The organism is Pseudohoeflea suaedae (assembly GCF_004354915.1).
In the GTDB taxonomy this organism is placed as follows: Bacteria; Pseudomonadota; Alphaproteobacteria; order Rhizobiales; family Rhizobiaceae; genus Pseudohoeflea; species Pseudohoeflea suaedae.
In genome coordinates this window covers 15,564-41,501 of the sequence record NZ_SMSI01000001.1, presented here as the reverse complement: position 1 = coordinate 41,501, position 25,938 = coordinate 15,564, and the positions used below count along the sequence as shown (strand labels likewise).

Annotated in this window: 22 protein-coding genes, 1 pseudogene and 1 riboswitch; of the genes and pseudogenes, 14 read left to right on the top strand and 9 right to left on the bottom strand. The window is 63.1% G+C overall.

Features of this window, described 5'->3' with window-relative positions; genetic code table 11:
* Positions 1 to 60 precede the first annotated feature (60 nt).
* Positions 61 to 1,320 carry a flavodoxin-dependent (E)-4-hydroxy-3-methylbut-2-enyl-diphosphate synthase gene (ispG, locus tag E2A64_RS00190; protein WP_133282443.1) on the top strand — a complete coding sequence of 420 codons (1,260 nt, stop codon included), beginning with the start codon at positions 61 to 63 and terminating at the stop codon, positions 1,318 to 1,320.
* A 25-nt stretch (positions 1,321 to 1,345) separates the two neighbouring features.
* On the opposite strand, the gene E2A64_RS00185 is transcribed toward ispG, so the two are convergent.
* A complete protein-coding gene (locus E2A64_RS00185) occupies positions 1,346 to 3,826 on the bottom strand; it encodes a response regulator (protein ID WP_133282442.1) in 2,481 nt (826 codons plus the stop codon).
* 109 nt (positions 3,827 to 3,935) lie between these two features.
* A complete protein-coding gene (locus tag E2A64_RS00180; protein WP_133282441.1) occupies positions 3,936 to 4,850 on the bottom strand; it encodes a polyprenyl synthetase family protein in 915 nt (304 codons plus the stop codon).
* A 187-nt stretch (positions 4,851 to 5,037) separates the two neighbouring features.
* Here E2A64_RS00180 and E2A64_RS00175 point away from each other — a divergent pair, with 187 nt between their 5' ends.
* From E2A64_RS00175 to E2A64_RS00160, 4 genes are all read left to right on the top strand, one after another.
* A complete protein-coding gene (locus tag E2A64_RS00175) occupies positions 5,038 to 5,757 on the top strand; it encodes a biosynthetic peptidoglycan transglycosylase (protein WP_244598096.1) in 720 nt (239 codons plus the stop codon).
* A 65-nt stretch (positions 5,758 to 5,822) separates the two neighbouring features.
* Positions 5,823 to 6,470, top strand: coding sequence for a glutathione S-transferase family protein (locus tag E2A64_RS00170; protein WP_133282439.1), 648 nt, complete (start codon positions 5,823 to 5,825; stop codon positions 6,468 to 6,470).
* 187 nt (positions 6,471 to 6,657) lie between these two features.
* Complete coding sequence (rpmF, locus tag E2A64_RS00165; protein WP_133282438.1) at positions 6,658 to 6,843, top strand: 50S ribosomal protein L32; 186 nt, start codon at positions 6,658 to 6,660, stop codon at positions 6,841 to 6,843.
* 189 nt (positions 6,844 to 7,032) lie between these two features.
* A complete protein-coding gene (locus E2A64_RS00160; RefSeq protein ID WP_133282437.1) occupies positions 7,033 to 7,437 on the top strand; it encodes a hypothetical protein in 405 nt (134 codons plus the stop codon).
* Here E2A64_RS00160 and E2A64_RS00155 read toward each other — a convergent pair.
* Positions 7,434 to 7,865, bottom strand: coding sequence for a GlcG/HbpS family heme-binding protein (locus E2A64_RS00155; RefSeq protein WP_133282436.1), 432 nt, complete (start codon positions 7,863 to 7,865; stop codon positions 7,434 to 7,436). The two genes, E2A64_RS00160 and E2A64_RS00155, sit on opposite strands and share 4 nt — an antisense overlap.
* A gap of 154 nt (positions 7,866 to 8,019) precedes the next feature.
* Positions 8,020 to 8,610, bottom strand: a complete 591-nt coding sequence (phaR, locus tag E2A64_RS00150; protein ID WP_133282435.1) for a polyhydroxyalkanoate synthesis repressor PhaR — start codon at positions 8,608 to 8,610, stop codon at positions 8,020 to 8,022.
* Between the two features lie 253 nt (positions 8,611 to 8,863).
* On the opposite strand from phaR, the gene E2A64_RS00145 reads away from it, so the two are divergent.
* The 7 genes and pseudogenes from E2A64_RS00145 to E2A64_RS00115 all read left to right on the top strand — a co-directional run bounded on the left by E2A64_RS00145 (position 8,864) and on the right by E2A64_RS00115 (position 17,551).
* Positions 8,864 to 10,045: an acetyl-CoA C-acetyltransferase gene (locus E2A64_RS00145; protein ID WP_133282434.1), complete on the top strand. Its 1,182-nt coding sequence runs from the start codon at positions 8,864 to 8,866 to the stop codon at positions 10,043 to 10,045.
* A gap of 84 nt (positions 10,046 to 10,129) precedes the next feature.
* On the top strand, positions 10,130 to 10,855 hold the full coding sequence (gene phbB / locus E2A64_RS00140) for a beta-ketoacyl-ACP reductase (protein ID WP_133282433.1): 726 nt from the start codon (positions 10,130 to 10,132) through the stop codon (positions 10,853 to 10,855).
* Positions 10,856 to 11,491: 636 nt separating this feature from the next.
* The gene (locus tag E2A64_RS00135; protein ID WP_133282432.1) at positions 11,492 to 14,521 is read left to right on the top strand and encodes a helicase-related protein; all 3,030 of its coding nucleotides are present in this window, start codon (positions 11,492 to 11,494) and stop codon (positions 14,519 to 14,521) included.
* A gap of 14 nt (positions 14,522 to 14,535) precedes the next feature.
* Positions 14,536 to 14,829 (top strand): annotated as a pseudogene (locus E2A64_RS00130) (RNA-binding S4 domain-containing protein); the annotation flags it as partial.
* A 213-nt stretch (positions 14,830 to 15,042) separates the two neighbouring features.
* Entirely contained in the window at positions 15,043 to 15,381 is a 339-nt protein-coding gene (fdxA, locus tag E2A64_RS00125; RefSeq protein WP_133282430.1) for a ferredoxin FdxA, read from the top strand.
* 382 nt (positions 15,382 to 15,763) lie between these two features.
* Complete coding sequence (locus E2A64_RS00120; RefSeq protein ID WP_133282429.1) at positions 15,764 to 16,336, top strand: CarD family transcriptional regulator; 573 nt, start codon at positions 15,764 to 15,766, stop codon at positions 16,334 to 16,336.
* A gap of 351 nt (positions 16,337 to 16,687) precedes the next feature.
* The gene (locus E2A64_RS00115) at positions 16,688 to 17,551 is read left to right on the top strand and encodes an RNA polymerase factor sigma-32 (protein WP_133282428.1); all 864 of its coding nucleotides are present in this window, start codon (positions 16,688 to 16,690) and stop codon (positions 17,549 to 17,551) included.
* Between the two features lie 81 nt (positions 17,552 to 17,632).
* Here E2A64_RS00115 and E2A64_RS00110 read toward each other — a convergent pair whose 3' ends face one another.
* The 4 genes from E2A64_RS00110 to thiB all read right to left on the bottom strand — a co-directional run bounded on the left by E2A64_RS00110 (position 17,633) and on the right by thiB (position 22,761).
* Complete coding sequence (locus tag E2A64_RS00110; RefSeq protein ID WP_133284183.1) at positions 17,633 to 19,129, bottom strand: M48 family metalloprotease; 1,497 nt, start codon at positions 19,127 to 19,129, stop codon at positions 17,633 to 17,635.
* Positions 19,130 to 19,383: 254 nt separating this feature from the next.
* The gene (locus E2A64_RS00105; RefSeq protein WP_133282427.1) at positions 19,384 to 20,103 is read right to left on the bottom strand and encodes a thiamine ABC transporter ATP-binding protein; all 720 of its coding nucleotides are present in this window, start codon (positions 20,101 to 20,103) and stop codon (positions 19,384 to 19,386) included.
* Entirely contained in the window at positions 20,100 to 21,731 is a 1,632-nt protein-coding gene (gene thiP / locus E2A64_RS00100; RefSeq protein ID WP_133282426.1) for a thiamine/thiamine pyrophosphate ABC transporter permease, read from the bottom strand. Before thiP ends, E2A64_RS00105 begins: the two co-directional genes overlap by 4 nt.
* Before the next feature lie 10 nt (positions 21,732 to 21,741).
* Complete coding sequence (gene thiB, locus E2A64_RS00095; protein ID WP_133282425.1) at positions 21,742 to 22,761, bottom strand: thiamine ABC transporter substrate binding subunit; 1,020 nt, start codon at positions 22,759 to 22,761, stop codon at positions 21,742 to 21,744.
* Between the two features lie 41 nt (positions 22,762 to 22,802).
* Positions 22,803 to 22,906, bottom strand: a riboswitch (TPP riboswitch).
* A gap of 16 nt (positions 22,907 to 22,922) precedes the next feature.
* Here thiB and E2A64_RS00090 point away from each other — a divergent pair.
* Together E2A64_RS00090 and E2A64_RS00085 are read left to right on the top strand one after the other, a co-directional pair.
* The gene (locus tag E2A64_RS00090; RefSeq protein WP_244598095.1) at positions 22,923 to 23,618 is read left to right on the top strand and encodes a thiamine diphosphokinase; all 696 of its coding nucleotides are present in this window, start codon (positions 22,923 to 22,925) and stop codon (positions 23,616 to 23,618) included.
* Position 23,619: 1 nt separating this feature from the next.
* Entirely contained in the window at positions 23,620 to 25,452 is a 1,833-nt protein-coding gene (locus E2A64_RS00085) for an ABC-F family ATP-binding cassette domain-containing protein (RefSeq protein ID WP_133282424.1), read from the top strand.
* Positions 25,453 to 25,476: 24 nt separating this feature from the next.
* Here the strand turns inward: E2A64_RS00085 and E2A64_RS00080 are convergent, their stop codons facing one another.
* Positions 25,477 to 25,848 (bottom strand): hypothetical protein, encoded by a 372-nt coding sequence (locus E2A64_RS00080; protein ID WP_133282423.1) that lies wholly within the window; start codon positions 25,846 to 25,848, stop codon positions 25,477 to 25,479.
* Positions 25,849 to 25,938: the final 90 nt, after the last annotated feature.

Here is a 25,938-nt window from a genome sequence, read left to right as displayed (position 1 = left end):
CCGCGCGGAAAGCGCGACCCAGCGCCAGAGCTTTCGCCGCCAAGGAAACAAGAGGCCCCCATGTCCGAAATCGAAGGTCCGCTCGAACGCCGCTCCAGTGTCGCTGTCGATGTCGGTGGCGTGATCGTGGGCGGCGGCGCCCCCGTTGTCGTCCAGTCGATGACCAACACGGATACGGCCGATATCGACGCGACGGTGGCGCAGGTCGCCGCCCTTCACCGCGCGGGCTCGGAAATCGTGCGCATCACCGTGGACCGCGACGAGAGCGCGGCCGCCGTGCCGCGCATTCGCGAGCGGCTGGAACGGCTCGGCATCGACGTGCCGCTGGTCGGCGATTTCCATTATATCGGCCACAAGCTGCTTGCCGATCACCCGGCCTGCGCCGAGGCGCTGGCAAAATACCGCATCAATCCGGGAAATGTCGGCTTCAAGGAGAAGAAGGACAAGCAGTTCATCGAAATCATCGAGAAGGCTATCGAGCATTCCAAACCGGTGCGCATCGGCGTCAACTGGGGTTCGCTCGATCAGGCGCTTCTCACCCGGCTGATGGACGACAACCAGGCCAAGGGCTCGCCGATGAGCGCGCGCGCCGTCATGCGCGAGGCCATCATCCAGTCGGCGCTGCTGTCAGCCGAACTTGCCGAGCAGACGGGTCTGGAGCGAAACCGCATCATCCTCTCGGCAAAGGTCAGCCAGGTACAGGACCTGATTGCCGTCTATCTGGAAATGGCCAAACGCTCGGACCACGCCCTCCATCTCGGTCTCACCGAGGCGGGCATGGGGTCGAAGGGTATCGTCGCCTCTTCGGCGGCGCTCGCCATCATCATGCAGCAGGGCGTGGGCGATACGATCCGCATCTCGCTGACGCCCGAACCCGGCGGCGACCGCACCAAGGAAGTGGTGGTCGCCCAGGAGCTTCTTCAGGTCATGGGATTCCGGCAGTTTCTGCCGGTGGTGGCAGCGTGTCCGGGCTGCGGACGCACGACCTCGACGGTGTTTCAGGAACTGGCGCGCACGATCGAGGACGATCTTCGTCGCAACATGCCGGTCTGGCGCGAGAAATATCCCGGGGTGGAGGCGCTTCAGGTCGCGGTCATGGGCTGCATCGTCAACGGACCCGGCGAATCCAAGCATGCCGACATCGGTATCTCGCTTCCGGGCACCGGTGAATCGCCTGCCGCTCCCGTCTTCGTCGACGGCCAGAAGGCCGCGACCCTGCGGGGTCCGAAGATCGCCGAGGAATTCCAGGAAATGGTGGCCGACTATATCGAGCGTCGCTTCGGCGAGAACGGGGGCAAGCCGCTCGAGAGGGCCGGCTGAGTTCTTCCGGGACCGGGCCGGCGGTCTAGGCGACCGCCGACTGATCCATGGGGACGTCCGGTATCCAGCGCGACAGTTTCTCGTCGAGCTTGTCGACCGAAACCGGCTTGGCGAGATAATCGTCGAAGCCGGCGGCCAGGCACTTGTCCTCGTCGCCCTGCATGGCATGCGCGGTGACCGCAATAATCACGGTGCCCGGCAGGCCTTCCTCCGCCTCGATATTGCGGATCGCAGCCGTCGCTTCGTAGCCGTTCATCTCCGGCATCGAGATATCCATCAGGATCACGCTGGGCTTTGCCTTCTTCCAGGCGGCGACGGCATTGCGGCCGTTCTCGACCAGAACATGCTCCCGTCCCAAGGCCGCCAGTGACTGCTGGAAGACGATCTGGTTGACCGGATTGTCTTCCGCCACAAGGATCTTGCCGCTGGCATCGGGCAGATTGTCCGTCGGCTTTGCTGCCGCTTTCGCGGAGGCCTGCTGCGCGCTCGGCGCGGCATCCTCCGGCTCCGTTGCGGCAGCCTGAGCCGGGGCGGAGTTCGCCGCGGCCTTGCTCATGAGCTTGGAACGATGGAGACGGATGATCTCCTCGGACGCCATCCGGAGATCGCGGTTGCGGGTGGGCTTGGTCAGCGTGGCTTCGATCAGCAGGTCGCTGATGGCGTCGAGCTTGGTCGCCTGGTCCACCGATGACAGAAGCAGGATAGGGGTGTCCGCGATCGCCGGGTTGCTCCGGATATGGCGAATGACCTCGCCGCCCGTCATGTCGGGCATCTGGAAATCGAGGATCACGAGATCGACTTCGATCCCCATTCCGGTCGCCGCATGCTGGAGGAAGTCGAGCGCCATCTGACCGTTGTCGACGGCCACGCAATCCATGCCCCAGCCGCGAAGCTGCTCGGTCAGGATCATGCGGTTGATGGCGATGTCATCGACGATCAGGACCCTGGCGTCATCGATGGACGTGGTGGCGGACGGGATTGCTGCAGCTTCCCTGTCGACATCCATCTGGACTTCGAAGGAGAAGACGGAGCCTTCGCCGCTCTTGGATTCGACTTTGATCTCGCCACCCATCAGAACGACCAGTTTCGAGGCGATCGCCAGGCCGAGGCCCGTGCCCTCGTGCCGGCGGGTCGAGGAGCCGTCGACCTGACTGAATTTCTCGAAGATCACCTTCAGCTTTTCTTCGGGGATGCCGATACCGGTATCGCTCACGCGGACCAGGATGCTGACGCGCTCGCCATTCTCGCTCTCCGGCAGTTCCTTGCAGTCGACGTCAATCATGACGTTGCCGGTCTCGGTGAATTTCACCGCATTGCCGAGGAGGTTCGTGATGACCTGCCGGAAGCGGGAGGGATCGCCCAGAAGACGTGCGGGCAGGCTGGGGCGAAGGCGGACAATGAGTTCGAGATCCTTCTCCGCCGCGCGCGCGGACATGAGCGTCGCCACGTCCTCGACCGTGTCGTTGATGGAGAAGGAGCGCTTGTCGAGAACCATCTGGTTGGCCTCGATCTTGGAGTAGTCGAGGATATCGTTGATGATCTCGAGAAGCGCGTTGCCCGATTTCAGGATGACATTGGTGAAAGTGCGCTGCCGGTTGTCGAGATCCGTGCGCACCAGCAATTCAGCCATGCCCAGAACGCCGTTCATCGGCGTGCGGATCTCGTGGCTCATGGTTGCCAGGAACTCGGACTTGGCGCGGTCGGCGGCGCGTGCCTCGACGACAGCCTTGTCGGCCTCGATGGTCTTGCGCTGAAGGATGCCGACGATGCGGTGAATCAGGAGGTCGATCGGCAGGAAGACGCAGAAGCCGAGGAAGACGAGCGCACCAAAGGTGATCCGCAGGTATTTCTCGAGCGTCTCCCCCGCGGTCTGGGACAGCTTGGCGAGATAGATGCGGATCTGCGACTGCATTTCGCTGTTGGACGGCTCGAGGGTCGTGCCGTAGAGCGAGGCCATCTTGGTGCTGGTCCAGTAGAGGTCGGTCTTGGTCCGCATGGCGCCCGACGCCTGCCTGTCGACGAAATGCCTGTGATTGGCGAAAGGATTGTCCGGGTCCAGCAGCCGCGCGTTGCGCAGGATCTGCGTCTTGAGGGAGTCGGGCAGGCGGCTCCAGATCAGTTCGACGCCGGCCAGGTTCTCGCGTCCCCTGGCGGTGCGGTAATCAAAGGCATTGCGCGCGGAAATGATGTCGGGATCGATTTTCCGGTTCCGCTGATGTTCGAGCTTTTCGGCCAGCGTCATCCCGAAAGTGTCGAATTCCCGGATGTCGGCATAGCTCTTGTACTGTTCGGCGAACCGTTCGGCCTGCATGGCCTGCACCCGCATGGCCGTATCGAGCGAAGCGAGCTGGCGGGAAAAGATGCCGATCTCGGAGATCAGGTTGTTCTGGGTGCGTTGAACAACGGAGAAGTATCCGCACAAAACGACGATGGTGGTCAGAGCCGCGACGTAACCGACCCTGAACATCGTCAGGTATCGCTGCGTGGCAACATTCTTATTGGACATGGTGCGATCACAACCTTGGCGGATTTTCCTCAGTTGCTAATAATCGCCCGGATACCGTTAATAATTCTCCCGCAGTCTTTGAGAATTGAGAAAACGCCTCTCCGGACGGTCAGGAGGTGCGCCGCGCGATGTAGGCGGCGGCCTGCTGGAGCAAGTCGGCACGGCTGCCGTAATGCGCAATGGCCGCGCATGCCTCGGTCACGAGCGCCTCGCAGCGGGCGCGGGTGTCGTCGATTCCGTTGAGCGAGACATAGGTGCCCTTGTTGCGCCCGGCGTCCTTGCCGGTCGCCTTGCCGACCGTCTTCGCGTCCGCGGTCGCGTCGAGCAGGTCGTCGGCAAGCTGGAAGGCGAGGCCGATCATGGTGCCGAAACTGCGCATCCGGGCAATCGTCGCGTCGTCGGCACGGGCGACGATCGCGCCCGCCTCGCAGGCATGGCGCAGAAGCGCGCCGGTCTTCATCGCCTGCATGGACATGATGTCGTCTTCGCCCGGGTTACCCGTTTCGGCCGCGAGATCGAGAACCTGGCCACCGACCATCCCGCCGGCGCCCGAGGCAATCGCCAGTCTGCGGACAAGGTCGAGCTTCGTCTCGGAGGGAGCGGGGTTGGCCGGATCGGTGAGCAGCTCGAACGCAAATGTGAGAAGCGCGTCGCCGGCGAGGATGGCGGTGGCCTCGTCGAAGGCGATGTGAACAGTCGGCTGGCCGCGCCGCATGTCGTCGTCGTCCATCGCGGGCAGATCGTCATGGATCAGGGAATAGCAGTGAATGCATTCAAGCGCGGCAGCCGCATACATCGCCGCGTCTTCGTCGCCGCCGAGCATGCGGGCGGTCTCGACGACCAGAAACGGCCGGATGCGCTTGCCGCCGTTCAGCGCGCCATGGCGCATGGCGGATCTGAGCGTGGCCGGCCAGTCATGGCCGTCGCCGGTCGCTCCACCGAGTTTTTCATCGAGGAACGCGCCGATATCGCGTGCGGTTGCGGAGAGGCGGTCGGTGAAAATGTGGTCAATTCCCGGGGTCATGGCGCTCTCTTGCCACGCGTCGCGAGGCGCTTCAATCCCGGCGTGCAATGTTTGACCTTATCCATGCAGCCCTCTTGCGAGTTCGCGCGTTTAGTCCGCGTATGGTCGTTGCGCACGCCTTGGCAATCGCGGTCGAAGACGGCTATCAACGAACGGCAGGATTCCTCGGGAAGGGCAGGGCGACAGCGTGGCAACTGATACAGCGGGAAGACGCCGCAGCAAGCGGTGGACGGTCTTTCGTATCATCAAGTGGATCGTGATCGTCGCCATTCTCCTGCTCCTGGCGCCCTACGTGCTCGTGCTCGTCTACAAGCCTCACGCCGTCAAGCCGGTCTCGACGCTGATGATCGGCGAGATGCTGACCGGCCGGGCCTATGAGCGGCAATGGGTGGCGTTCGACGATATCGCGCCGGTCCTCGTGCAGTCGGTGATGATGTCGGAGGACGGACAATATTGCGCCCATGACGGTGTCGACTGGAGCGAGCTCAACAGCGTCATCGACGATGCGCTGGACGGCGAGGCCACGCGGGGTGCGAGCACCATTCCCATGCAGACCGTGAAGAACCTGTTCCTGACCAATTCCCGCACCGTCATACGCAAGGGGCTGGAAATCCCGCTCGCGATGTGGAGCAACCAGATCTGGGGCAAGAAGCGGACGATGGAGATCTATCTCAATGTCGCCGAATGGGCGCCCGGGGTCTTCGGCGTCGAGGCTGCCGCTCAGACCTATTTCGGTGTGGCGGCAAAAGATCTGACACGCAGGCAGGCCGCACTTCTTGCCGTGACGCTGCCCAATCCCATCGAGCGCAATCCCGCCAATCCGACGAGAAATCTGGGCAAGCTGGCTTCGACCATTCAGGCGCGCGCGCGCCAGTCGGGCGCATATATCAAATGCCTTTATGATTAGGGCAGCAGAATGAACTGGTCGTCGCCAGGCGCCTGTGAAAAGCTCGGCCCGGATCTGCGCAGAGGATGTCCCGCATGAAGCTCTATATCGGCAACAAGAACTATTCGTCCTGGTCGTTTCGGCCCTGGATCGGCCTGCGCCAAGCGAAGATCGATTTCGAGGAGGTGCAGCTCTGGTTCGATTTTCCGGCGGGCAACCCGGAGATCAAGGCCTTGTCGCCGAGCGGCAAGCTCCCGCTTCTCGAGGACGGCGATCTGCTGATCCCGGAATCCCTGGCGATCCTCGACCATGTGGCGCGGAAGTTCCCGCAATCGGGCCTCTGGCCCGCCGATCCGCTCTGGCACAGCCGCGCGATGGCGATGGCCTGCGAGATGGCGGCGGGTTTCCACGCGCTGCGCGGAACATGCCACATGAACATCCGCCGCGTGCCCTCGAAGATCGAAGTCGCGGATGCGGTTCTCTCCGATGTCGCGCGTATCGAAACGCTCTGGGCCCGGTCCCTCGCCGAGTCCGGCGGGCCTTTTCTCTGCGGGGATTTCTCGATCGCCGACGCGATGTTCGCGCCCGTTGTCAACCGGCTCGACGTCTATGCATTCGACGTCGCGGACACGACGCGCGGCTACATGGACCGGATGAAAGCGCTGGCGGCCTGGCAGGAGTGGGAGACGGCTTCGCGCGCGGAAACCGCCGTCATTGCCGAGGAAGAAGTCTAGAGCCTTGCGTCAGCCCCGCGGCAGGCCCGGAGATGCCGGGCCTGGGGATTGAAAAAAGCGGCAAGAAGAGTCTGGTCAAAGCGTTCTCTTCAATGTATAAGCCGCCCCAATTTCCGAAATTGCACAGGCAAGGCGGGCTTGAAGAGCCGGATGCCGCGTGTGCCGAATTATCGAACTGGAGTACGTCATGGCTGTTCCGAAGCGTAAAACCACCCCGTCCAAGCGCGGTATGCGTCGCGCGGCCGATGCCCTTAAGGCGCCGACCTATGTCGAGGACAAGAATTCCGGCGAACTGCGTCGCCCGCACCATATCGATCTGAAGACCGGTATGTACCGTGGCCGTCAGGTTCTGACGCCCAAGGAAAACGCATAATCCATCCTTCTCGGATGTCGATTTGACGAGCCGGCCCGCTGGGCCGGCTTTTCGCGTTTAATCAGTTCTTGCAGGTGAAAATTGCGGGTGACGCCCTTGTCGCGCCGCATTTGAACAGGCACAGTCTCGCCGCCCGCGCGAGATCCGGCCCGGGCATCGGATACTCCAGAACCGAGCCGGGAGGCCTCAATGCTCGCAGCCATTCCGCTGATGATCATCCCGTTCATCGCCTATAACGTCATCATCGCCGGTTTCGGAGGCGCCGCCCTCGGCAGTCTGACGACTACGCTGGTCGAGGTGCCGATGATGTCCGGCGCGGTCTGGTCGATGAGCGTCGGCGACCTGATGATTGTGGTGGCGCTGGTCCTGCTCTTCGTGGAGATCCTCAAGGCGACGCGGACAGGATCCTGGTCGGTGATGGACCATCTCCTGTCGACCTTCGTCTTCGTGGCCTATCTCGTCGAGTTCCTGCTGGTCGCCAATGCGGCGACCGACATCTTCTTCATCCTGATGGCGATCGCCTTCATCGACGTGATAGCCGGCTTTTCCGTCGCCATCCGCTCCGCGGGACGGGACGTCTCGATCGGGCTTTAGCCTGCGTCGGGCGTGAAACCGGCGGCTTCGATGCCGGCCACGGCACAGGCTTCGTCATTGTCGGACGTGTCTCCGGTCACGCCGACCGCGCCGATGATCGCCCCTTTCCTGTCTCGCACCAGCACACCGCCAGGCACTGGCACCATGCGGCCGCCGGAAACGCCGGACAGGCCCTGGAAGAAATGAGGGCGCTCCACCGCGATGGCGCCGACCTTCCGCGACCCCATGCCGAGCGCCAGCGCAGCCCACGCCTTGCCGGTGGCGATGTCGAAACGCAGCATCGAGGAGCCGTCCTGCCGCTGGACCGAGACCGGCTGGCCGCCGGCGTCGAGAACCACCACCGTCAAAGGTGCGAGTTCCAGTTCCTTGCCCTTGGCGAAGGCTGCGGAAATGATGCGGTTGGCCTTGGAGAGGGTGATCGTCGACATGGTGGAAGGCTCCCTGAGCGGTTCGATAGATTCAGGCCGTCTCGCCGGCCCGTTCACGCCGAAGCTAAAGCGGCCAACGAAAAAGGGCCACACATGAGCGCGGCCCTTTTGGTCAAAGCTGTGTTTCCGGTCCGTTGAAGGCCGGCCCGAGCCGTCAGCCGATGGAGTTGATCTTGTCCTGCAGCGCCTTGAGCTGGGATTTCAGGTCATCGATGTCCTTGTCGACGACAGGCTTCTTCGCCTCGTCCTTCGCCGGCGCCTGAGCCCCCATGGCAAAGGGCGAGAACATGGCCATGGCCTTCTGGAACATCTCCGTGTTGCGGCGTACGGTCTCCTCCATCACCTGCATCGGGATCTGCATGTTCTTCGTCATGGGGTTTTCTCCGAGCTGTCTGGACAGCTGGTCGCGCACCTGTTCCTGCTGCTCGGAAAGGGCGGCCATCGACTGCTCGAGATAGCTCGGCACCACCATCTGGAGCTGGTCGCCGTAAAAGGAGATGAGTTGACGCAGGAAGGAAACGGGCAGCAGCGTGTTGCCGGTCTTGGATTCCTGCTCGAAGATGATCTGGGTCAGCACCGAGTGGGTAATGTCATCGCCGGATTTGGCGTCCTGAACCGTGAAGTCCTCGCCCTTCTTCACCATAACGGCGAGGTCGTCGAGCGTCACGTAGGTGCTCGTACCCGTGTTGTAGAGGCGCCGGTTGGCGTATTTCTTGATGATGACCGGCCCGTCTTTCTTTGACATGCTCACTCCTCCTCGAGGTGAAAGACCCGGCATCCGCCGGGGCAGGAACTGTAGGCGAAAACCCCGGCCCCTGACAAATTCTTTTGTGCGTTGCGGCGAACCAAGTGCGAAGCGCTTGCACATGGTCCGGTTGCTGCGCCGCAAAATATACCATTCTTCCTTCGTCATTCACCAGAAACGCCCGCCGAAATATTTGACATGGTAAAGTTGCTGCGGCACGGTCCGGGATAAATACAAAACAGAGGAAGCGACCATGAGTACAGCTGACATCGTTATCGCAAGCGCTGCGCGGACCCCGGTGGGATCCTTCAATGGTGCGTTTGCGAACGTTCCCGCCCATGATCTCGGCGCTGCAGCGATCAAGGGCGCGCTGGAACGCGCTGGCGTGGACCCCAAGGAAGTGGACGAGGTGATCCTCGGGCAGATCCTTTCGGCTGGCGAGGGGCAGAACCCCGCACGCCAGGCCGCAATGGCTGCCGGTTGCCCGCAGGAGACGACCGCATGGGGCCTCAACCAGCTCTGCGGTTCCGGTCTCCGCACGATCGCCATCGGCATGCAGCAGATCGCGCTCGGCGACGCCAGGATCATTGTCGCCGGCGGTCACGAGTCGATGTCCATGGCTCCGCATTGCGCCCATCTTCGGGGCGGCGTGAAGATGGGCGATTTCAAGATGATCGACACCATGATCAAGGACGGCCTGACGGATGCGTTCTACGGCTATCACATGGGCAATACGGCCGAGAACGTCGCCCGCCAGTGGCAGCTGTCGCGCGACGAGCAGGATTCCTTCGCCGTGGCCTCGCAGAACAAGGCGGAGGCCGCGCAGAAGGCCGGCAAGTTCAAGGATGAGATCATCCCCTTCACCGTCAAGGGCCGCAAGGGCGATACGGTCGTCGAGGAAGACGAGTACATCAAGCATGGCGTGACGCTCGACAGCGTCGGCAAGCTGCGCCCGGCCTTCGACAAGGAAGGTACGGTCACGGCGGCCAATGCATCGGGCATCAATGATGGCGCTGCTGCGGTGGTTCTGATGACCGCCGACGAGGCATCGCGCCGCGGGATCACTCCGTTGGCGCGGATCGTGTCCTGGGCTACCGCCGGCGTCGATCCGCAGATCATGGGCACCGGCCCGATCCCCGCTTCGCGCAAGGCGCTCGAAAAGGCCGGCTGGAAGGTCGACGATCTGGATCTCGTCGAAGCCAACGAGGCCTTTGCCGCGCAGGCCTGTGCGGTCAACAAGGACATGGGCTGGAACCCGGATATCGTCAACGTCAACGGTGGCGCAATCGCCATCGGTCACCCGGTCGGCGCATCGGGCGCGCGCATCTTCAACACCCTGGTCTTCGAGATGAAGCGGCGCGGCGCCAAGAAAGGCCTCGCCACGCTGTGCATCGGCGGCGGCATGGGCGTTGCCATGTGCGTCGAGAGCATGTGATCGGGAACTGAAACTATCGCGACCGGACTGACCCGCCACAGAAACGGGCAGGCCCTCGCTTCAAGCCAAGGGAGGAAGGCTGTTATGGCACGAGTAGCGTTGGTGACCGGTGGTACGCGCGGGATCGGCGAGGCGATATCGCTCGCGCTCCGCGATGCCGGGTACAAGGTGGCCGCGACCTATGCCGGCAATGACGAGAAGGCCAGGGCCTTTTCCGATGCGACGGGCATCAAGACCTACAAATGGGATGTCGCCAGCTACGACGCCTGCAAGGCGGGGATCGAAAAGGTCGAGGCGGAACTCGGTCCGGTCGAGATTCTCGTCAACAATGCAGGCATCACCCGCGACGGCATGTTCCACAAGATGACCCCGGACATGTGGAACGAGGTGATCAACACCAATCTCACCGGCCTGTTCAACATGACGCATCCGGTCTGGACGGGGATGCGAGACCGGAAATTCGGCCGCGTCATCAACATTTCCTCGATCAACGGCCAGAAGGGGCAGGCGGGGCAGGCCAATTATTCCGCGGCCAAGGCGGGCGATATCGGCTTTACCCGGGCGCTCGCCCAGGAAGGCGCGCGCGCCGGCATCACGGTCAACGCCATCTGCCCGGGCTACATCGGCACCGAGATGGTGCGCGCGGTGCCCGAAAAGGTGCTCAACGAGCGCATCATTCCGCAGATCCCGGTGGGCCGGCTCGGTGAGCCCGAGGAAATTGCGCGCTGCGTGGTCTTTCTCGCCTCAGACGATTCCGGCTTCGTCACCGGTTCGACCATCTCCGCCAATGGCGGGCAGTATTTCAGCTGACGGCGCCGTGACGGGTTAACGCGCGAACGCATCTTGCGGGGTGATTTTGGGCAAACTTGTCGTCAATGGTTAACGGATGGCTTCACTCTTCCGACCGCCGCCTCGAAAGGGCGGCGGTTTTTTGTGCACCATGCGTCTCCTGTCGCAAGATGTGGTGTGAACAAAGTCGGAACATCGCGATGTCAGTGATTCGTCGCCGATTCGTTCCTTGGCCGTTCCGAAAGTTAACGGGATTTGCGATTTCCGGGCTTCCGGAGCGTGGAAGAGCTTCAAAACGTTAACAAATCCGCTTCGTGTTTTCGTTCTCGAAAGCGGTCCGGATGCCGGTCGCGAGGAGGCAGCCGGGCTGTTAACCTTTGGTCCGCCGTTTTCACGTTTTGTATCTCGAGGTGATTCAGTATCTGGTGTTCCAATTCGGGAATTTTTCCAGATGTAGCCGTGAACAAAGCAAAAACAACCGAGAGTCAGCGATTCGTCGCCGATTCGTTCCGCCCCTGTTCCAAGCGTTAACTTCGAGGGACGCAAAGCCGCCTTTCAAGATCGGCTGTGACGCTCTATATGAGGCGCAAGGAGAGGCCGCGTGCCATCCGTATTCATCAGAGGTACCGGCCAGGACCGGTGAGACGACACGACCGAATGTCCGCCTTCCCGAACAACAAGCCCCTTGCAGCACACGACCGTCAGCCGTTGATCCTCAGCGGCCGGGGTGTGACCGCCGTTCTGGGGCCGACCAATACCGGGAAAACCCATTTCGCCATCGAGCGCATGGCTGCCCATTCGTCGGGCGTCATCGGTCTGCCGCTGCGATTGCTTGCCCGCGAGGTCTATCAGCGGATGGTCGAGAAGGTGGGCGCCGCCCACGTCTCCCTGGTGACCGGCGAGGAGAAGATCACGCCGCCAAAGGCGCGCTACTCGGTCTGTACGGTCGAGGCCATGCCTCAAAAGGCCGATGTGGCCTTTGTCGCGATCGACGAGGTGCAGCTGGCCGGAGATCTCGAGCGCGGCCATGTCTTCACCGATCGTATTCTTGGCCTCAGGGGGCGCGAGGAGACGCTTCTGCTCGGCTCGTCGAGCGTGCGCGGCATTCTCGAAAACCTTTTGCCGGGACTGACCGTCGTCGAACGGCCGCGGCTGTCGCAGCTCCTTTACGCGGGCTCGAAGAAGATCACCCGGCTGCCGCGCCGGTCGGCCATCGTGGCGTTTTCGGCAGACGAGGTTTACGCGATCGCCGAGCTGGTCCGGCGCCAGCGGGGCGGGGCGGCGGTGGTTCTCGGGGCGCTCAGCCCGCGCACCCGCAACGCCCAGGTCGAACTCTACCAGAACGGCGATGTCGATTTTCTCGTTGCCACCGACGCGATCGGCATGGGGCTCAATCTCGATGTCGACCATGTCGCCTTCGCCCAGGAGCGGAAATTCGACGGCTATACGCACAGAAGGCTGACGACGGGAGAGTTTGCCCAGATCGCCGGTCGTGCCGGCCGTCACCTGCGCGATGGGACATTCGGGGTGACGGCGCGCGTGCCGGCTTTCGAGGACGAGCTGGTCGAGCGGCTGGAAAGCCATGTTTTCGACCCGGTACGTATCCTCCAGTGGCGGTCGAAAGTGCTCGATTTCTCGAGCCTGAAATCTCTGATCGAAAGCCTGGAGCAGACGCCGCCGGTGCAAGGACTGACGCGCGCGCTCCCGGCGGTCGACCAACGCGCGCTCGAACATCTCGCCAGCGACTTCGAGGTTCGCGACATGGCGACCACGCCCAAGGCGGTGGAACTCCTGTGGGACGTCTGCGCGCTCCCCGATTACCGGCGCATTGCGCCGGCCCAGCATGCGGATCTGGTCGCAACGATCTATCGCGACCTTGTGCGGCACGGCGTGGTGGGCGAGGATTACCTCGCCGAACAGGTGCGGCGCTGCGATTCGACAGCGGGCGACATCGACACGCTGGCAGCGCGGATTTCGCAGATCAGAACGTGGACGTATATTTCCAATCGTCCCCACTGGCTTGCCGATCCGACACACTGGCAGGAAAAGGCACGAGAAATAGAGGACCGATTGTCCGATGCGCTGCATGAAAGGTTGACGAAACGCTTCGTTGATCGCAGGACATCGGTGCTCATGAGGCGGTTGAGAGAAAATGCGATGCTCGAAGCGGAAATAAGTGTGAACGGGGACGTCTTCGTCGAAGGCCATCATGTCGGTCAGTTGGCCGGATTCCGGTTCATAGTCGACCAGTCGGCAGAGGCCGCCGATGCCAAGGCTGCTGCGGCTGCCGCGCAAAAGGCGCTGGCGCTCGAATTCGAGGCACGGGCTGCGCGCCTGCATGCATCCGGCAACGGCGATTTCGCGCTCGGCAGCGACGGCACACTGCGCTGGCTCGGCGATCCCGTGGGACGACTGGTCGCCGGCGATCACGTGCTGAAGCCGCGTGTCATCCTTCTGGCGGACGAACAGCTCGAGGGACAAGCGCGCGACGTGGTGGCCGCCCGTCTCGACCGCTACGTCAATCACCAGATCACCAGCGTGCTCAAGCCGCTCGACGATTTGACCCATGCCGAGGATCTGGAAGGTCTGGCGCGCGGGCTTGCGTTCCGGCTGACCGAAAATCTCGGCATCCTGTTCCGCCGCGACGTGTCCGACGTGATCCGCGATCTCGATCAGAACGCGCGCGCGAGCCTGCGCAAATACGGGATCCGTTTCGGCGCCTACCACATCTTCGTCCCGGCGCTCCTGAAGCCAGCCCCGGCGGAGATGATCACGCTGCTCTGGGCTGTCGCCAATGACGGCATGGACAAGGCCGGATATGGTGAAGTCGTGCCGCTTCTGGCAGCCGGACGCACCTCGGTGCAGACCGATCCGTCGTTCGACCGCGAATTCTACCGTCTCGCCGGTTTCCGCTTTCTCGGAAAGCGCGCCGTGCGTATCGATATCCTGGAACGTCTTGCCGACCTCATCCGTCCGGCGCTGCAGTGGACGCCGGGCTCGGGCCCGCGTCCGGAAGCCGGCTATGACGGCCGCCGTTTCATCACCACCACCGGCATGCTGTCGATCCTGGGCGCGACCCAGGACGACATAGAGGAAATCCTCAAGGGCCTCGGCTACCGCGCCGAGCCCGTTCCTGCCGAGGAGGCCTCCGCGCATCTCGCCGAGATCGAGAAGTCCTTTGCCGCCGAAAGCGGTGCGGGCGGCGGGCCGGTGGTCGAAGTGGTGCAGAGCCGCACTGCGGCCGACCGTCCGCAGCCTGAGGCCGAGAAGCCGGCCGATGTCGCCGGGATTTCGGACGAAGCTCCGGCTGAAGCGACGGACGCCCCGCAAGCCGATGGCGAAACGCCGGCGGCAACCGAGACCGAAGAGGTGGCCGAGCCTGCCCCCGTTCTGCTCTGGCGTCCGGCCGGTCGCTCCGACAATGCACGGGGCCGTGGCCGCCAGCAGGGCGGTCGCGACGAGGAGGGCGGCAACCGCCGTCCCGCGCGCGGAAAGGGCAAGGGCGGCGGCAAGCCGCGTCAGGACCGGAACGGCAAGGACAGGAACGGCAAGGATGGCGGCAAGGATGGCGGCAGGGGCCGGCATGACGCGCCGCACCGCGATCGTCCGCCGCGCAAGGACAAGCCGATGGATCCGGACAGCCCCTTCGCGAAGCTTGCGGCCCTCAAGGACCAGCTGAAGAAGTAGGCGGCCCCCTTTCGATGACGACTGCCCCGCCGGATCGGCAACGCATCGACAAGTGGCTCTATTTCGCGCGCGTGGTCAAAACGCGGGGACTGGCAGTCAGCCTCGTCACCTCGGGGCATGTCCGCATCAACGGCGAGAAGAAGCGCACGGCCAGCGCCACCGTCAAACCCGGCGACGTGCTGACGATCGTCATGCCGCGCCGGGTTTTCGTCTACCGGGTAACCGGCTGCGGCGAGAGGCGCGGACCTGCCAGCGAGGCCCAGGCGCTCTACGACGACATGTCCCCGCCGCCGATCGATACGGGGCCGGAGCCAAAATTCTGATGCCGCGATCCGGCGACTTTGGGGCGGATTTTTTCGAAAAACCGTCGAAATGCGCCGCAGATTACCTCGCATGAGCCGACGGTTGGCGGCACATTGGCGCAGAAATCCCCGTGGTGCGGGTCTCCTATTGCCAATGGCGGACAAACGGATTACCTCACCACGCGAACAGCCATTCTTTCCCTTCGGGAGCCGTCCGAAATGACTTACATCGTCACCGACAATTGCATCAAATGCAAATACATGGATTGCGTCGAGGTTTGCCCCGTCGATTGCTTCTATGAAGGTGAGAACATGCTGGTCATCCACCCGGATGAGTGCATCGACTGCGGCGTCTGCGAGCCCGAATGCCCGGCTGAAGCGATCAAGCCGGATACCGAGCCGGGCCTCGACAAATGGCTGCAGCTCAACACCGAATATGCCGACAAGTGGCCCAACATCACCGTCAAGCGCGATGCGCCGGAAGATGCCAAGACGTTCGATGGTGAAGAGGGCAAGCTCGAGAAGTATTTCTCCGCTGAGCCGGGCCAGGGCGACTGAGCCGTCCGGCTTCCACGCGTCTTCCAAAGGCCCTCATTGGCCGGGCTTGCGGGGTCGCGATTTAACCATTTCCTGCCGAATGTTCCGCTGCGTCATGCGGCGGAGCAGCAAATAATTGATTTCTGCGCATAAATATGTTAGGTAAAGCACACTGACATATTCAAAGGCGCCGTCGGGCGAATAAACCAATAAGCACGGAAACGTCCTCATAGCGGTTGCCAATGTCGCAAGCCCTCTTGCGGCATATCGTGTGTCGATCGCCTATTTCCGTTCACCTTGGAAAGAATGTTGTGTCAGCAGCACCGCAGTCCCCGACTGCGCGGAGCTTGCCAAGGTCCACGGGCATGCCTCCGGTACCTATAACAGGGAGTTTTGACCACGTATGACGACTCAGCAAAAGAAGTCTTCTCAGCGCCAGGGTTTCAAAACCGGCGAGTCGATTGTGTATCCCGCTCATGGTGTCGGCCAGATCGTTGCCATCGAAGAGCAGGAAGTTGCAGGCCACAAGCTTGAACTCTTCGTCATCGACTTCGAGAAAGACAAGATGCGTCTGAAGGTGCCGGTCGCCAAGGCCTCCACCATCGGCATGCGCAAGCTGTCGGAAACCGATTATGTCGATCGCGCCCTGAAAGTCGTGACCGGCAAGGCGCGCATCAAGCGCACCATGTGGTCGCGCCGCGCTCAGGAATACGATGCGAAGATCAACTCCGGCGACCTGATCTCGATCGCCGAAGTGGTCCGTGACCTTTTCCGCGCCGAAAACCAGCCCGAGCAGTCCTATTCGGAGCGCCAGCTGTACGAAGCCGCTCTTGACCGGATGGCCCGCGAGATCGCGGCCGTGAACAAGATGTCGGAAACCGAATCCATCCGTCTCATCGAGACCCACCTCGCCAAGGCTCCCAAGCGCGGCAAGGCCAATGACGATGGTGACGACAAGCAGGAAGAAGCTGCCTGATTTCAGGCTTCCTCCGTTCTGCGAGCTTCATGAAAACCCGGTCCTTGCGACCGGGTTTTTTCGTTTCGCGATGACGTGCAAGGCACGTTTCGAACCATCCCGCTATCCGCCGGAGGCCGCCCGAGTTCAGGCCACGCATGTGGGTCCTGCCGCGTCGTTTCGCACGCCGCGGTTCCATTCTGCGGAAAATTGGGAACCAAGCCGGCATCTGCGCGTTGCGCACTTATTGCCGGAGCGACCGCCGGTTCTTTTCATGGGCTCCGAAAGGGCTCTCACGAAACAATTTCATCGCGGTCATCCCGGTTCCGACGGCAGACATTCGCCGCCGCCAGCTGAATGAGGAGATACGAGATGAATTTGGTGTCAGCAGATCGGCAAATGGTGCGCGCGGCAATGGCGGCCCCCTATCTGGAGCGCGGCGAGGAACACGATCTCGCCCTCCGCTGGCGCGACGATCAGGATCAGGTGGCTCTCCACAAGATCACAATGGCCCATATGCGTCTCGTCATCTCGATGGCCGCCAAGTTCAAGAACTTCGGGCTTCCGATGAACGACCTCATTCAGGAGGGTCATGTAGGGCTGCTGGAGGCGGCGGCAAGGTTCGATCCGGAACGCGACGTGCGTTTTTCCACCTATGCCAGCTGGTGGATCCGGGCCTCGATCCAGGACTTCATTCTCCGCAACTGGTCGATCGTCCGCGGCGGCACCAGTTCGGCACAGAAGGCGCTGTTCTTCAACCTGCGCCGGCTGCGCGCGCGGCTCTCCCAGGGACAGGACAATCTCACCGACAGCGCGCTTCATTCGAAAATTGCGGACGCCCTCGGCGTTCATGCAAAGGACGTCGCTATCATGGATGCGCGGCTCTCGGGCTCCGATACATCGCTGAACGCTCCCGTCGGCGGCACCGAGGACGGTTCGTCAGCCGATCGCGTGGAGTTTCTCGAAAGCGAGGAGCCGCTGCCCGACGAGCAGGTGTCCACCATGATCGACGAGGAGCGCCGAAACGTGTGGCTCGGCGATGCGCTCAAGGCGCTCAATCCGCGCGAACTGAGGATCATCAACGAACGGCGTTTGTCGGAAGACAGCGCAACGCTCGAATCCCTCGGGCAGTCGCTGGGTATTTCCAAGGAGCGGGTGCGCCAGATCGAAAACCGGGCGCTTGAAAAGCTGAAAACGGCGCTGGAACGTGAAACGCCGGAAATCGCGACGCTCTGACTTTTACGCCATGCGGAAGTAGAAACGGCGCCCTGAGGCGCCGTTTTTCGTTCCGGAACTCGCGCGTATCGGGCCTTCGGCCTACTGATCGGTGACGATCTTGTAGCGATTGCCGGTAATGACGGAATCCCCAGGGCCGATCGAGTTGAGCAGCTTGAAGAGGTCGACCTTGCGGTCGGTGCCGCGCATCCTGCCGGACAGCGTCGTGATGGAATCCTCCGGCTTGGCCGCGACCACGCGGATGCGCAGAGGCTGCAGGGCGCGGGCTTCGCCGGCCGACAGCTTGCGGAAGGAGGAGCGGAGCTTCTGCGCCGTCGGCTCGAGATCCGGTGAATCGAGCGGTGCCGCGGTGAGGAAGCGATAGATGCGGTCATCGACCTTGATCACGGTTACATCGAAATCCCAGCGGTCGGCGCGCGCGCGCGCGATCGCTGCCGGGAAGCCCGCAATCCGGGTTTCGCGGATCGAGCCCGGAATGAGGCCCGTCACCCAGCCGCTCGCCATGTAATCCGACAGCGACCGCCGCGAGTTCTCGCTCACGCCGTCGAAACGGACGGCGAGGTCGTTCGGGCCGGTTGCCATGACGGCGTCGGCCTTGTTGTCGATGCGGAAACTTTCAGGCACCTCGAAGCTAATGCCGAGCGTGGGATGCAGGAATGTATCGCCCCGCACATAGCCTTCCTGCGGGCTGTCGCCATACAGAAGGCCATCGATGCCCTCGAGATAGAAATCGCGACCGGGATCCACCGAGCCGTCGGCGCCGAATGCGCGGGCGTGCTGCTTGGCAAGCTCGACGCGCTGAGGGGCGTTCGGATGGCTGGAGAGAAAGTCGAGGCTCTGGTCGGAATCGGGGTCCACCGAGGTATAGCGGCCGTAGGCTTCCATCGATTCCAGGAAACGGGACGCAGCATAGGGATCATAACCCGCTTCGCCGAGCATGCGGATGCCGATGGCATCGGCTTCCAGTTCCTGGTTTCGCGAGAATGCCGCGAGCTTCAGCTTGCTCTGGGCCACTTCCTGCTTGGCGGCAAGGCCACCGGAAATGGAGGTCTCCGCCATACGTTCGGCAAGGGCTGCCTCGCGTTCGCGCTGACGGCGTTCGATACCGTGATTGGCGGTGACGTGGCCCATCTCGTGGGCGATGACCGCGGCGACTTCCGAGGCGTCATTGGCAAGCGCGAGAAGTCCGCGCGTCACATAGACATAACCGCCGGGCAGCGCGAAGGCGTTGACGGCAGGCGAATTGAGAACCGTGACGCGATAGGACTGTTTCGGGTTTTCCGACACCAGTGTCAGCTTGCCGATGATGCGGGCGAGCAGTTTCTCCGTGCGCTGATCGCGGTACTCGCCGCCATAGCTCGCGACGATCCGCGGATGCTCTGTGGCACCGATGCGGCTGCGCGGGTCTGAACTGGCGGCGTTTTCCGCCGTCTGCGGCTGGGCGGAGGGCCTGACGTCGGGATTGTAGACGTCGACACCGAGTGTCTGGCAACCCGCAAGCAGGAGCGCAGTGAGGACCGGGAACGCCTTCCGCGGCAGTCGGAGGCGTGAGGATGCCGTCGAAGCAAGCGAATGCATCCGGTCCTGCGCAGCGGCACTCCGGGTCAAAGCTCTGTCCTGATGGAAAATCTTCGGCATACACTCCGAATTCGCGTTCAGCCGGATGGCTTCCGGCTGGTGAGGGGGCCTGCTTGGACGTCGATCCGGTCCGTGGTCGTGGACCGTCAACCGCCGCGCAGGGCATTGGTTGCATTGATTAACCTGATTCATCGGCGTGTGCCAGCTATCAATTGCCAGCTCAGCGCGTCCAAAATATGGCGGTGCATCGGGGACTAAGCCTCGGGTCGTCCACGCAGATAGGCGCTGAGCGCAGGCAGGTCGGAGCGCTCGAAGAAGCCGCTCATGGGGCCGTCGGCGGCTATCCTTCCCTGGTCGATGAAAAGCACTTGGTCGGCAGCGCTCTCGGCCTCGCGCGGATCGTGGGTCACCATCATAACGGTGGCATCGACATCGGCGCGAATTTCCAGCATCAGGGAGATCATGTCCGCGGCGAGGCCGGGTCCAAGCCCGTCAAAGGGTTCGTCGAGCAGCAGCACGGGGCGGGCGCGGGCGAAGGCGCGCGCCAGGGCGACCCGCTGGCGTTCGCCGCCCGACAGGGTGCCCGGAAGACGTTTCTCGTAGCCCGCGAGCCCCACCCTTTCGAGCGAAGCCGCGACGCGATCCTTCTGCGTGCCGTCGAGCTTCAGGGCCGGATCGAGACCGAGGCCGATATTCGTGGCTATATCGAGATGGGCGAAGAGGTTGTTGTCCTGAAAGACCATCGAGACGCCGCGTTCGCCGGGTGGCAGATGGCTGACATCGGTTCCGTCGATGAGCACTTGCCCGCGGTCGGGCGCCAGGAAGCCTGCGATCAGGTTCAGCAGTGTCGATTTGCCGGATCCGGATGGGCCGAGGATCGCGGTGATCGAACCGCGCGGGCGTGAAAAATCGAAGGCCATCTGCCTGTCGCCGAGCTTTCGCTCGACCTTGCGCATGTCGATGGCCGGCTTCATCGGCGGTTCTCGCGGGTTTCGGCAGGCGACCGGTCGGCAATGATCATCAGGGTCACGCAAAGAACTCCGAGAATGAGGGCGAGACCGGCGGCATCGGTCGTCCGGTAGCTGCCCATCGACTGGTATAATAGCCAGGGCAGGGTGGCGAGGTCTTCGTTGCCGAAGAGCGCGATGGCCCCGAGATCGCCGAGCGAGAGGGCCATGGCGAAGGCCAGGGCGGCGCGCAAAGGCCTTGCAAGTGCGGGCAGGTCGACGCGGCGGATCCGGTTCCAGCCGGTGACGCCGAGCGAGAGCGCCAGCCTGCCGTTGCGGTTGAGGACAGCGCGATAGGCGGTCTCCAGCACGCGCATGACGAAGGGCAGCGCCATCATGGCGTTGATCGTGACAATGATGGCGAGCGGCGCCAGCATCGAGGAGCGTCCGCCGCGCAGGAGAAGAAACCAGCCGGCCCCCATCACCACTGGCGGGACGAGAAGCACCAGCGAGCCGGTGGCGCCTGCAAGAGTGTCGACCGCAAGCTTGCCTGCCGTCGGACGATCGGGGGCTGCAAAGCGGGCGCGGATCAGCAACAGCGCGACGAGGATCGACAGAACGGCCGCGGAGGCCGCGATGCCGAGGCTGGTCGCAATCGCCTGCCAGAGCGCCGGGCGGAAGATCAGGCGGGAGAAATCCGCCGACAGGCCGGACACGAGCGTGGCGGCCATGGGCGCGAAGACGAAAGCCGCGCCCGCCGCGATCAGGACGATATCGAGGGATTTGCCGAGCCTGCCGGTCGCATCGAGGCGATCATTGCCAATTGCGAGAAGCTGCGAGCGTTCGTCCTCGCCGCCGATCAGCCGCAGCAGCAGAAGGGCGAGCGAGGTCAGCACGATCTGGATGACGGCGAGCCAGATGGCGCGGGGCGGGTCGAAGTCGAAGCGCAAGGCCTGGAAGATCGCGACCTCGAGCGTGGTCGCGCCGGGGCCGCCGCCGAGGATCAGCACCAGTGTGAACGACGTCACGCACAGCATGAAGACGAGGCCGGCCGCTCCGGCTGCGGGACGCGCCACCGCCGGCCATTCGATCAGCCGGAAGACGGTCCAGCCGCCCATGCCGAGAATGGCGGCGTTCTTCCAGTATTCCTGCGGCTGGCGCTCGAGCCCCATCAGCATGAGCCTGGCGGCAAGCGGAAGGTTGAAGAACACATGGGCAATGAGGATGCCCGAAAGCCCGTAGATGGAAAGCGGCGCGGTGCCGAAGATCTCGCCGAGCATGCGGTTGATGAAGCCGTTGTTTCCCCAGACCGAAAGAAGTCCGAGGGCGGCTACCAGAGGCGGCAGGCCGAGCGGGACGGCAAAGAGCCTCAGGATCCATATGCGCCCGGGGAAGCGGGGGCGGCGGGCCAGTGCGCGGGCCAGCGGAATGGCGAACAGGATCGACAGCGCAGTCGAAAGAGCCGCTTGCCAGAGCGTGAAGCGGGTAATCCGCCAGAGATAGGCGTCCACGCTGAAATCCGGCGGGGTATCGGCGCCGAGAACCAGAAGCGCCGCCACCGGAACGGCTATGCCAAGTCCCACCAATGCGATTGCCGCCACGCCGCCGAAACCGGCGGCGCGGGCTTCCGCGCGGGTGAGATGGGCTGTGGTCATGAAGGACCGGTCAGCGGCTCATCGCCGCGATCCACTCGTCGATCCATGCCTTGCGGTTGTCGGCCACGTCTTCCGGCGGGAAAAGAAGGCTGGTTTCAGGGACGACGAGCTTGTCGAAGGCTTCGGGCAGTTCCATGTCGATCGCTGCGGCCGGAAGCATCCAGTTATGCGTTGGGATCGCGTCCTGGAATGCAGGGCTGGTCATGAAGGCCATGAACTCGCGGGCAAGGTCTTTTTCCGGTGCGGTCTTGAGGATGCCGGCAACCTCGATCTGCATGTAGTGACCTTCGGAGAAGGAGGCCGCCTGATAGCGGTCGCTGTCCTCGGCCACCATGTGGTAGGCCGGCGAGGTCGTGTAGGAGAGCACCATCGGTGCCTCGCCATTGGTGAAGAGGCCATAGGCTTCCGACCATCCGGGGGTGACCGTCAAAATGCGGTCATTGAGCTTTTCCCAGGCATCGGCGGCGCCATCGCCATAGACCGTCTTCATCCAGAGAAGCAGACCGAGACCCGGTGTCGATGTCCGGGGATCCTCGATAACGATCTTCTGCGCCGGATCGCCCTCGACCAGTTCCTTGAGGCTTGCGGGCGGTGTGTCGATCGTCTGCGTGTCGTAGACCACGGCGAAATAGCCGTAATCGAAGGGGACGAAGGTGTCGTCGGAAAAACCGCCGGGCACGTCGACGGCAGCGGTGTCGATGTCGTGCGGCTCGAAAAGGCCGGTGGCCTTGGCTTCTGCGACGAGGTTGGTGTCGAGCCCGAGCACGACACCGGCTTCGGCACTGTCGCCTTCGAGCTTTACGCGGTTCAGGAGCGCAACGCCGTCCTCGACGCCGACCCAGTTCAATGTGCAGTCGCATTCCTTCTCGAAGGCTTCCTTGACGAGCGGGCCGGGTCCCCATTCGGCAATGAAACTCTCATAGGTGTAGACTGTGAGCGTCTTGCCGGCGGCCTGTGCCGCAACGGACGTCAGCGAAACTGTCGCAGCGAGCGGCAGGGCGAGTGAAGCAAAGAATGTCCTGAAACGCATGGCGCGCCTCCTCTGGTTCGTCGTGAAAGGGAAGAAGGCGCAGGACGCTGGCTTCTAATCCCTCCGCCGGTGCTAACCGGATCAGGTTCTTCGGGTTGGCTGCGCCTCTCAGCCCGGCTGACGCCGGGCACCCCGTTAGAGCAATTCCAGACATAGTTTGCATGGCGACCTCTGGCAAGGGGCGCAAAACCTGCTATGTGCGTCAGCCCATGACGACCACTTTCGCAATCCTTCTCGGCGGCGCGCTTTCGGTCGATGACCGCGTGCGCGCGCTCGTCGACGGCGCCCGCGTCATCGCCGCCGACAGCGGCATCCGCCATGCCACGGCTCTGGGGCTGACGCCCGAGCTGTGGATGGGGGATTTCGATTCCGCAGTTCAGAGCGATCACGAGGCCTGGCCAAACGTCGAACGACAGGTCCATCCGGCGGAAAAGAACTACACCGACGGTGAACTCGCCATCGAGGCGGCGCTCGAGCGCGGCGCTCGGAAACTCGTCCTCGTGGGAGCGCTGGAAGGGGAGCGGACCGATCACGCCGGACTGCACATGATCAAGGCGGTCGCGCTGGCCGAGCGCGGGCTGAACATCGTCCTGACCTCCGGCGATGAAGAGGCAGTACCGGTTCTGTCGGGGCGTTTCACTATCGACCTACCCAAGGGGGCGCTGTTCTCGATCCTGCCGTTCTCCGATCTCGAAGGCGTCGTGATCGAGAACGCGCGCTATCCTCTCGACGGCCTGGACATGGCCTTCGGCAGTTCGCGCACCCTGTCCAATATCGCAGAGGGCCCCGTGACCGTGGGCCTCAACTCCGGACGTGGGCTTCTCATTGCCCGTCCGCATGATTTTTCCGGGAGCTGACATGGCGCCGCCCATTCTCAAACTCGAAGATGTTTCGCTGTCCTTCGGCGGTACGCCGTTGCTCGACGGCGTTGACCTGCAGGTCGAACCGGGCGACCGGATCTGTCTCGTCGGGCGCAACGGCTCGGGCAAATCGACGCTTTTGAAGATTGCGGCCGGACAGGTCGAGCCGCAGTCGGGCGAGATCTTCCGGCACCCTTCCTCGACCGTGCGCTATCTCTCGCAGTCGCCCGATTTCGACGGGTTCGAGACGGTGCGTGCCTATGCGGAGGCCGGTCTGGGCCCCGCCGACGATCTGCACCGTGTGACCTATCTGCTCGATCAGTTGGGACTGACCGGTGAAGAGGATCCCGCTTCCCTGTCAGGCGGGGAGGCGCGTCGGGCCGCCCTGGCTCGTGCGCTGGCGCCCGATCCGGATATCCTGCTTCTGGACGAACCGACCAACCATCTCGATCTTCCCGCCATCGAATGGCTGGAAGAGGAAATCCGCCGCATGAAAAGCGCGGTCCTGGTGATTTCCCACGACCGTCGTTTCCTCGAGCGCGTGAGCCGCGTCACCCTCTGGCTCGACCGCGGACGGGCGCAGCGTCTGGAGAAGGACTTCTCCCATTTCGAGGCCTGGCGCGACGAGGTTCTGGAAGCCGAGGCCACCGAGCAGCACAAGCTCGGCCGCCAGATCGAGCGCGAGGAGCACTGGCTGCGCTATGGCGTGACCGCCCGCCGCAAGCGCAATGTGCGCCGTCTCGGCGAACTGCATGCGCTGAGGAAGGAGCACCGCGAGCATCGCGGTCCGCAGGGACGCGCCAGCGTGCAGGTGAGCGAGGCGCGCGATTCCGGCAAGCTGGTGGTCGAAGCGGAAGGGATTGCCAAGACCTATGAGAGCCGCCCGATCGTGCGCGATTTTTCGCTCAGGATCCATCGCGGCGAATGTATCGGCTTCGTCGGGCCCAACGGGGCAGGCAAGACCACGCTTCTCAAGATGCTGACCGGCGAACTCGCGCCGGATGCGGGTTTCGTCAAGCTCGGCACCAATCTGGAGATTGCCCGGCTCGACCAGAAGCGCGCAGCCCTCGATCCGGACGATACGTTGGCGCATTATCTGACAGACGGTCGCGGAGAGAACCTCCTGGTCAACGGCGAGCAGAAGCATGTGACCGGCTACATGAAGGATTTCCTCTTCGCGCCCGAACAGGCGCGCACGCCGATCCGCAACCTTTCCGGTGGCGAGAAGGCGCGGCTGGTCCTGGCCCGCATTCTCGCCAAGCCCTCGAACCTGCTGATCCTCGACGAACCGACCAACGATCTCGACATGGAAACGCTCGATCTGCTCGAGGAGATCGTGACAGGCTATGCCGGCACCGTTCTTCTGGTCAGCCACGATCGTGACTTCCTCGACCGGACGGCAGCGGTCACCATCGCGCCCGCCGATACGATCAACCCGGACGGTCGCTGGATCGTCTATGCCGGCGGCTACACCGACATGCTGGCGCAGCGCCGTGACGAGGCGAAAGCCGAAAAGGCCGCAAACGAAGCGGCGAAGTCGAAGAAATCCGCTGAGAGCGGCAGTAGTGACAAGCCGTCGCCGGGCTCGGGCTCGAAGAAGCTGTCCTACAAGCAGAAATTCGCGCTCGAAACGCTGCCGGGCCGCATTGCGGAGGCAGAGACGAAGATCGCCGAGATCGAGCGCAAGATGGCGGATCCGCAGCTCTTTGCCCGCGATCCCGACGGTTTCGCCAAGCTTGCCAAGACCCTCGAGGCCAGCCGGGCCGAGCATGAGGCGATGGAAAGCGAATGGCTCGAACTCGAAATCCTGCGCGAGGAAATCGAGTCCTGAGCCGCATGGATATCGCGCGACCCGTCAGGCGGGCGTGACCGATCTCACCACGAAGGTGTGCAACTCGTCCGCGCCATGGTCGCGGACCGAGACATATTCGCCCGGCGCGAATTCATGGTCGGCGAAACGGAAGCCGGATTCGTCGTCCTCGTCGGTTCCGGGTTCGTAGTCGAAGGCCCAGCCGCCCTTCCTGTGCCAGACGAGGAGACCGAGCGCGGCCCGTTCACCGTCCCAGAAGCGTGTCACGGTCGCCGAACCGGGCGCTTTCTTCCATGCCTCCCGGTCGAGATGGCGCGCGGCATCGAGGGGCGCCACAATGTCGTAGCCGCGGGCGGGATTGCCGTCCGGAAACTGCTTGTTGCGGGCCATTTCAAGGCGAATGTGGTAGAGAGACATCGTATCCTCCGATGGTCCTGTTGCTCCAGACAAATGATGAGATCGCACCGCGCGGCGCGCCTTGATCTGGCGCAATATCGCCGTCCGGCC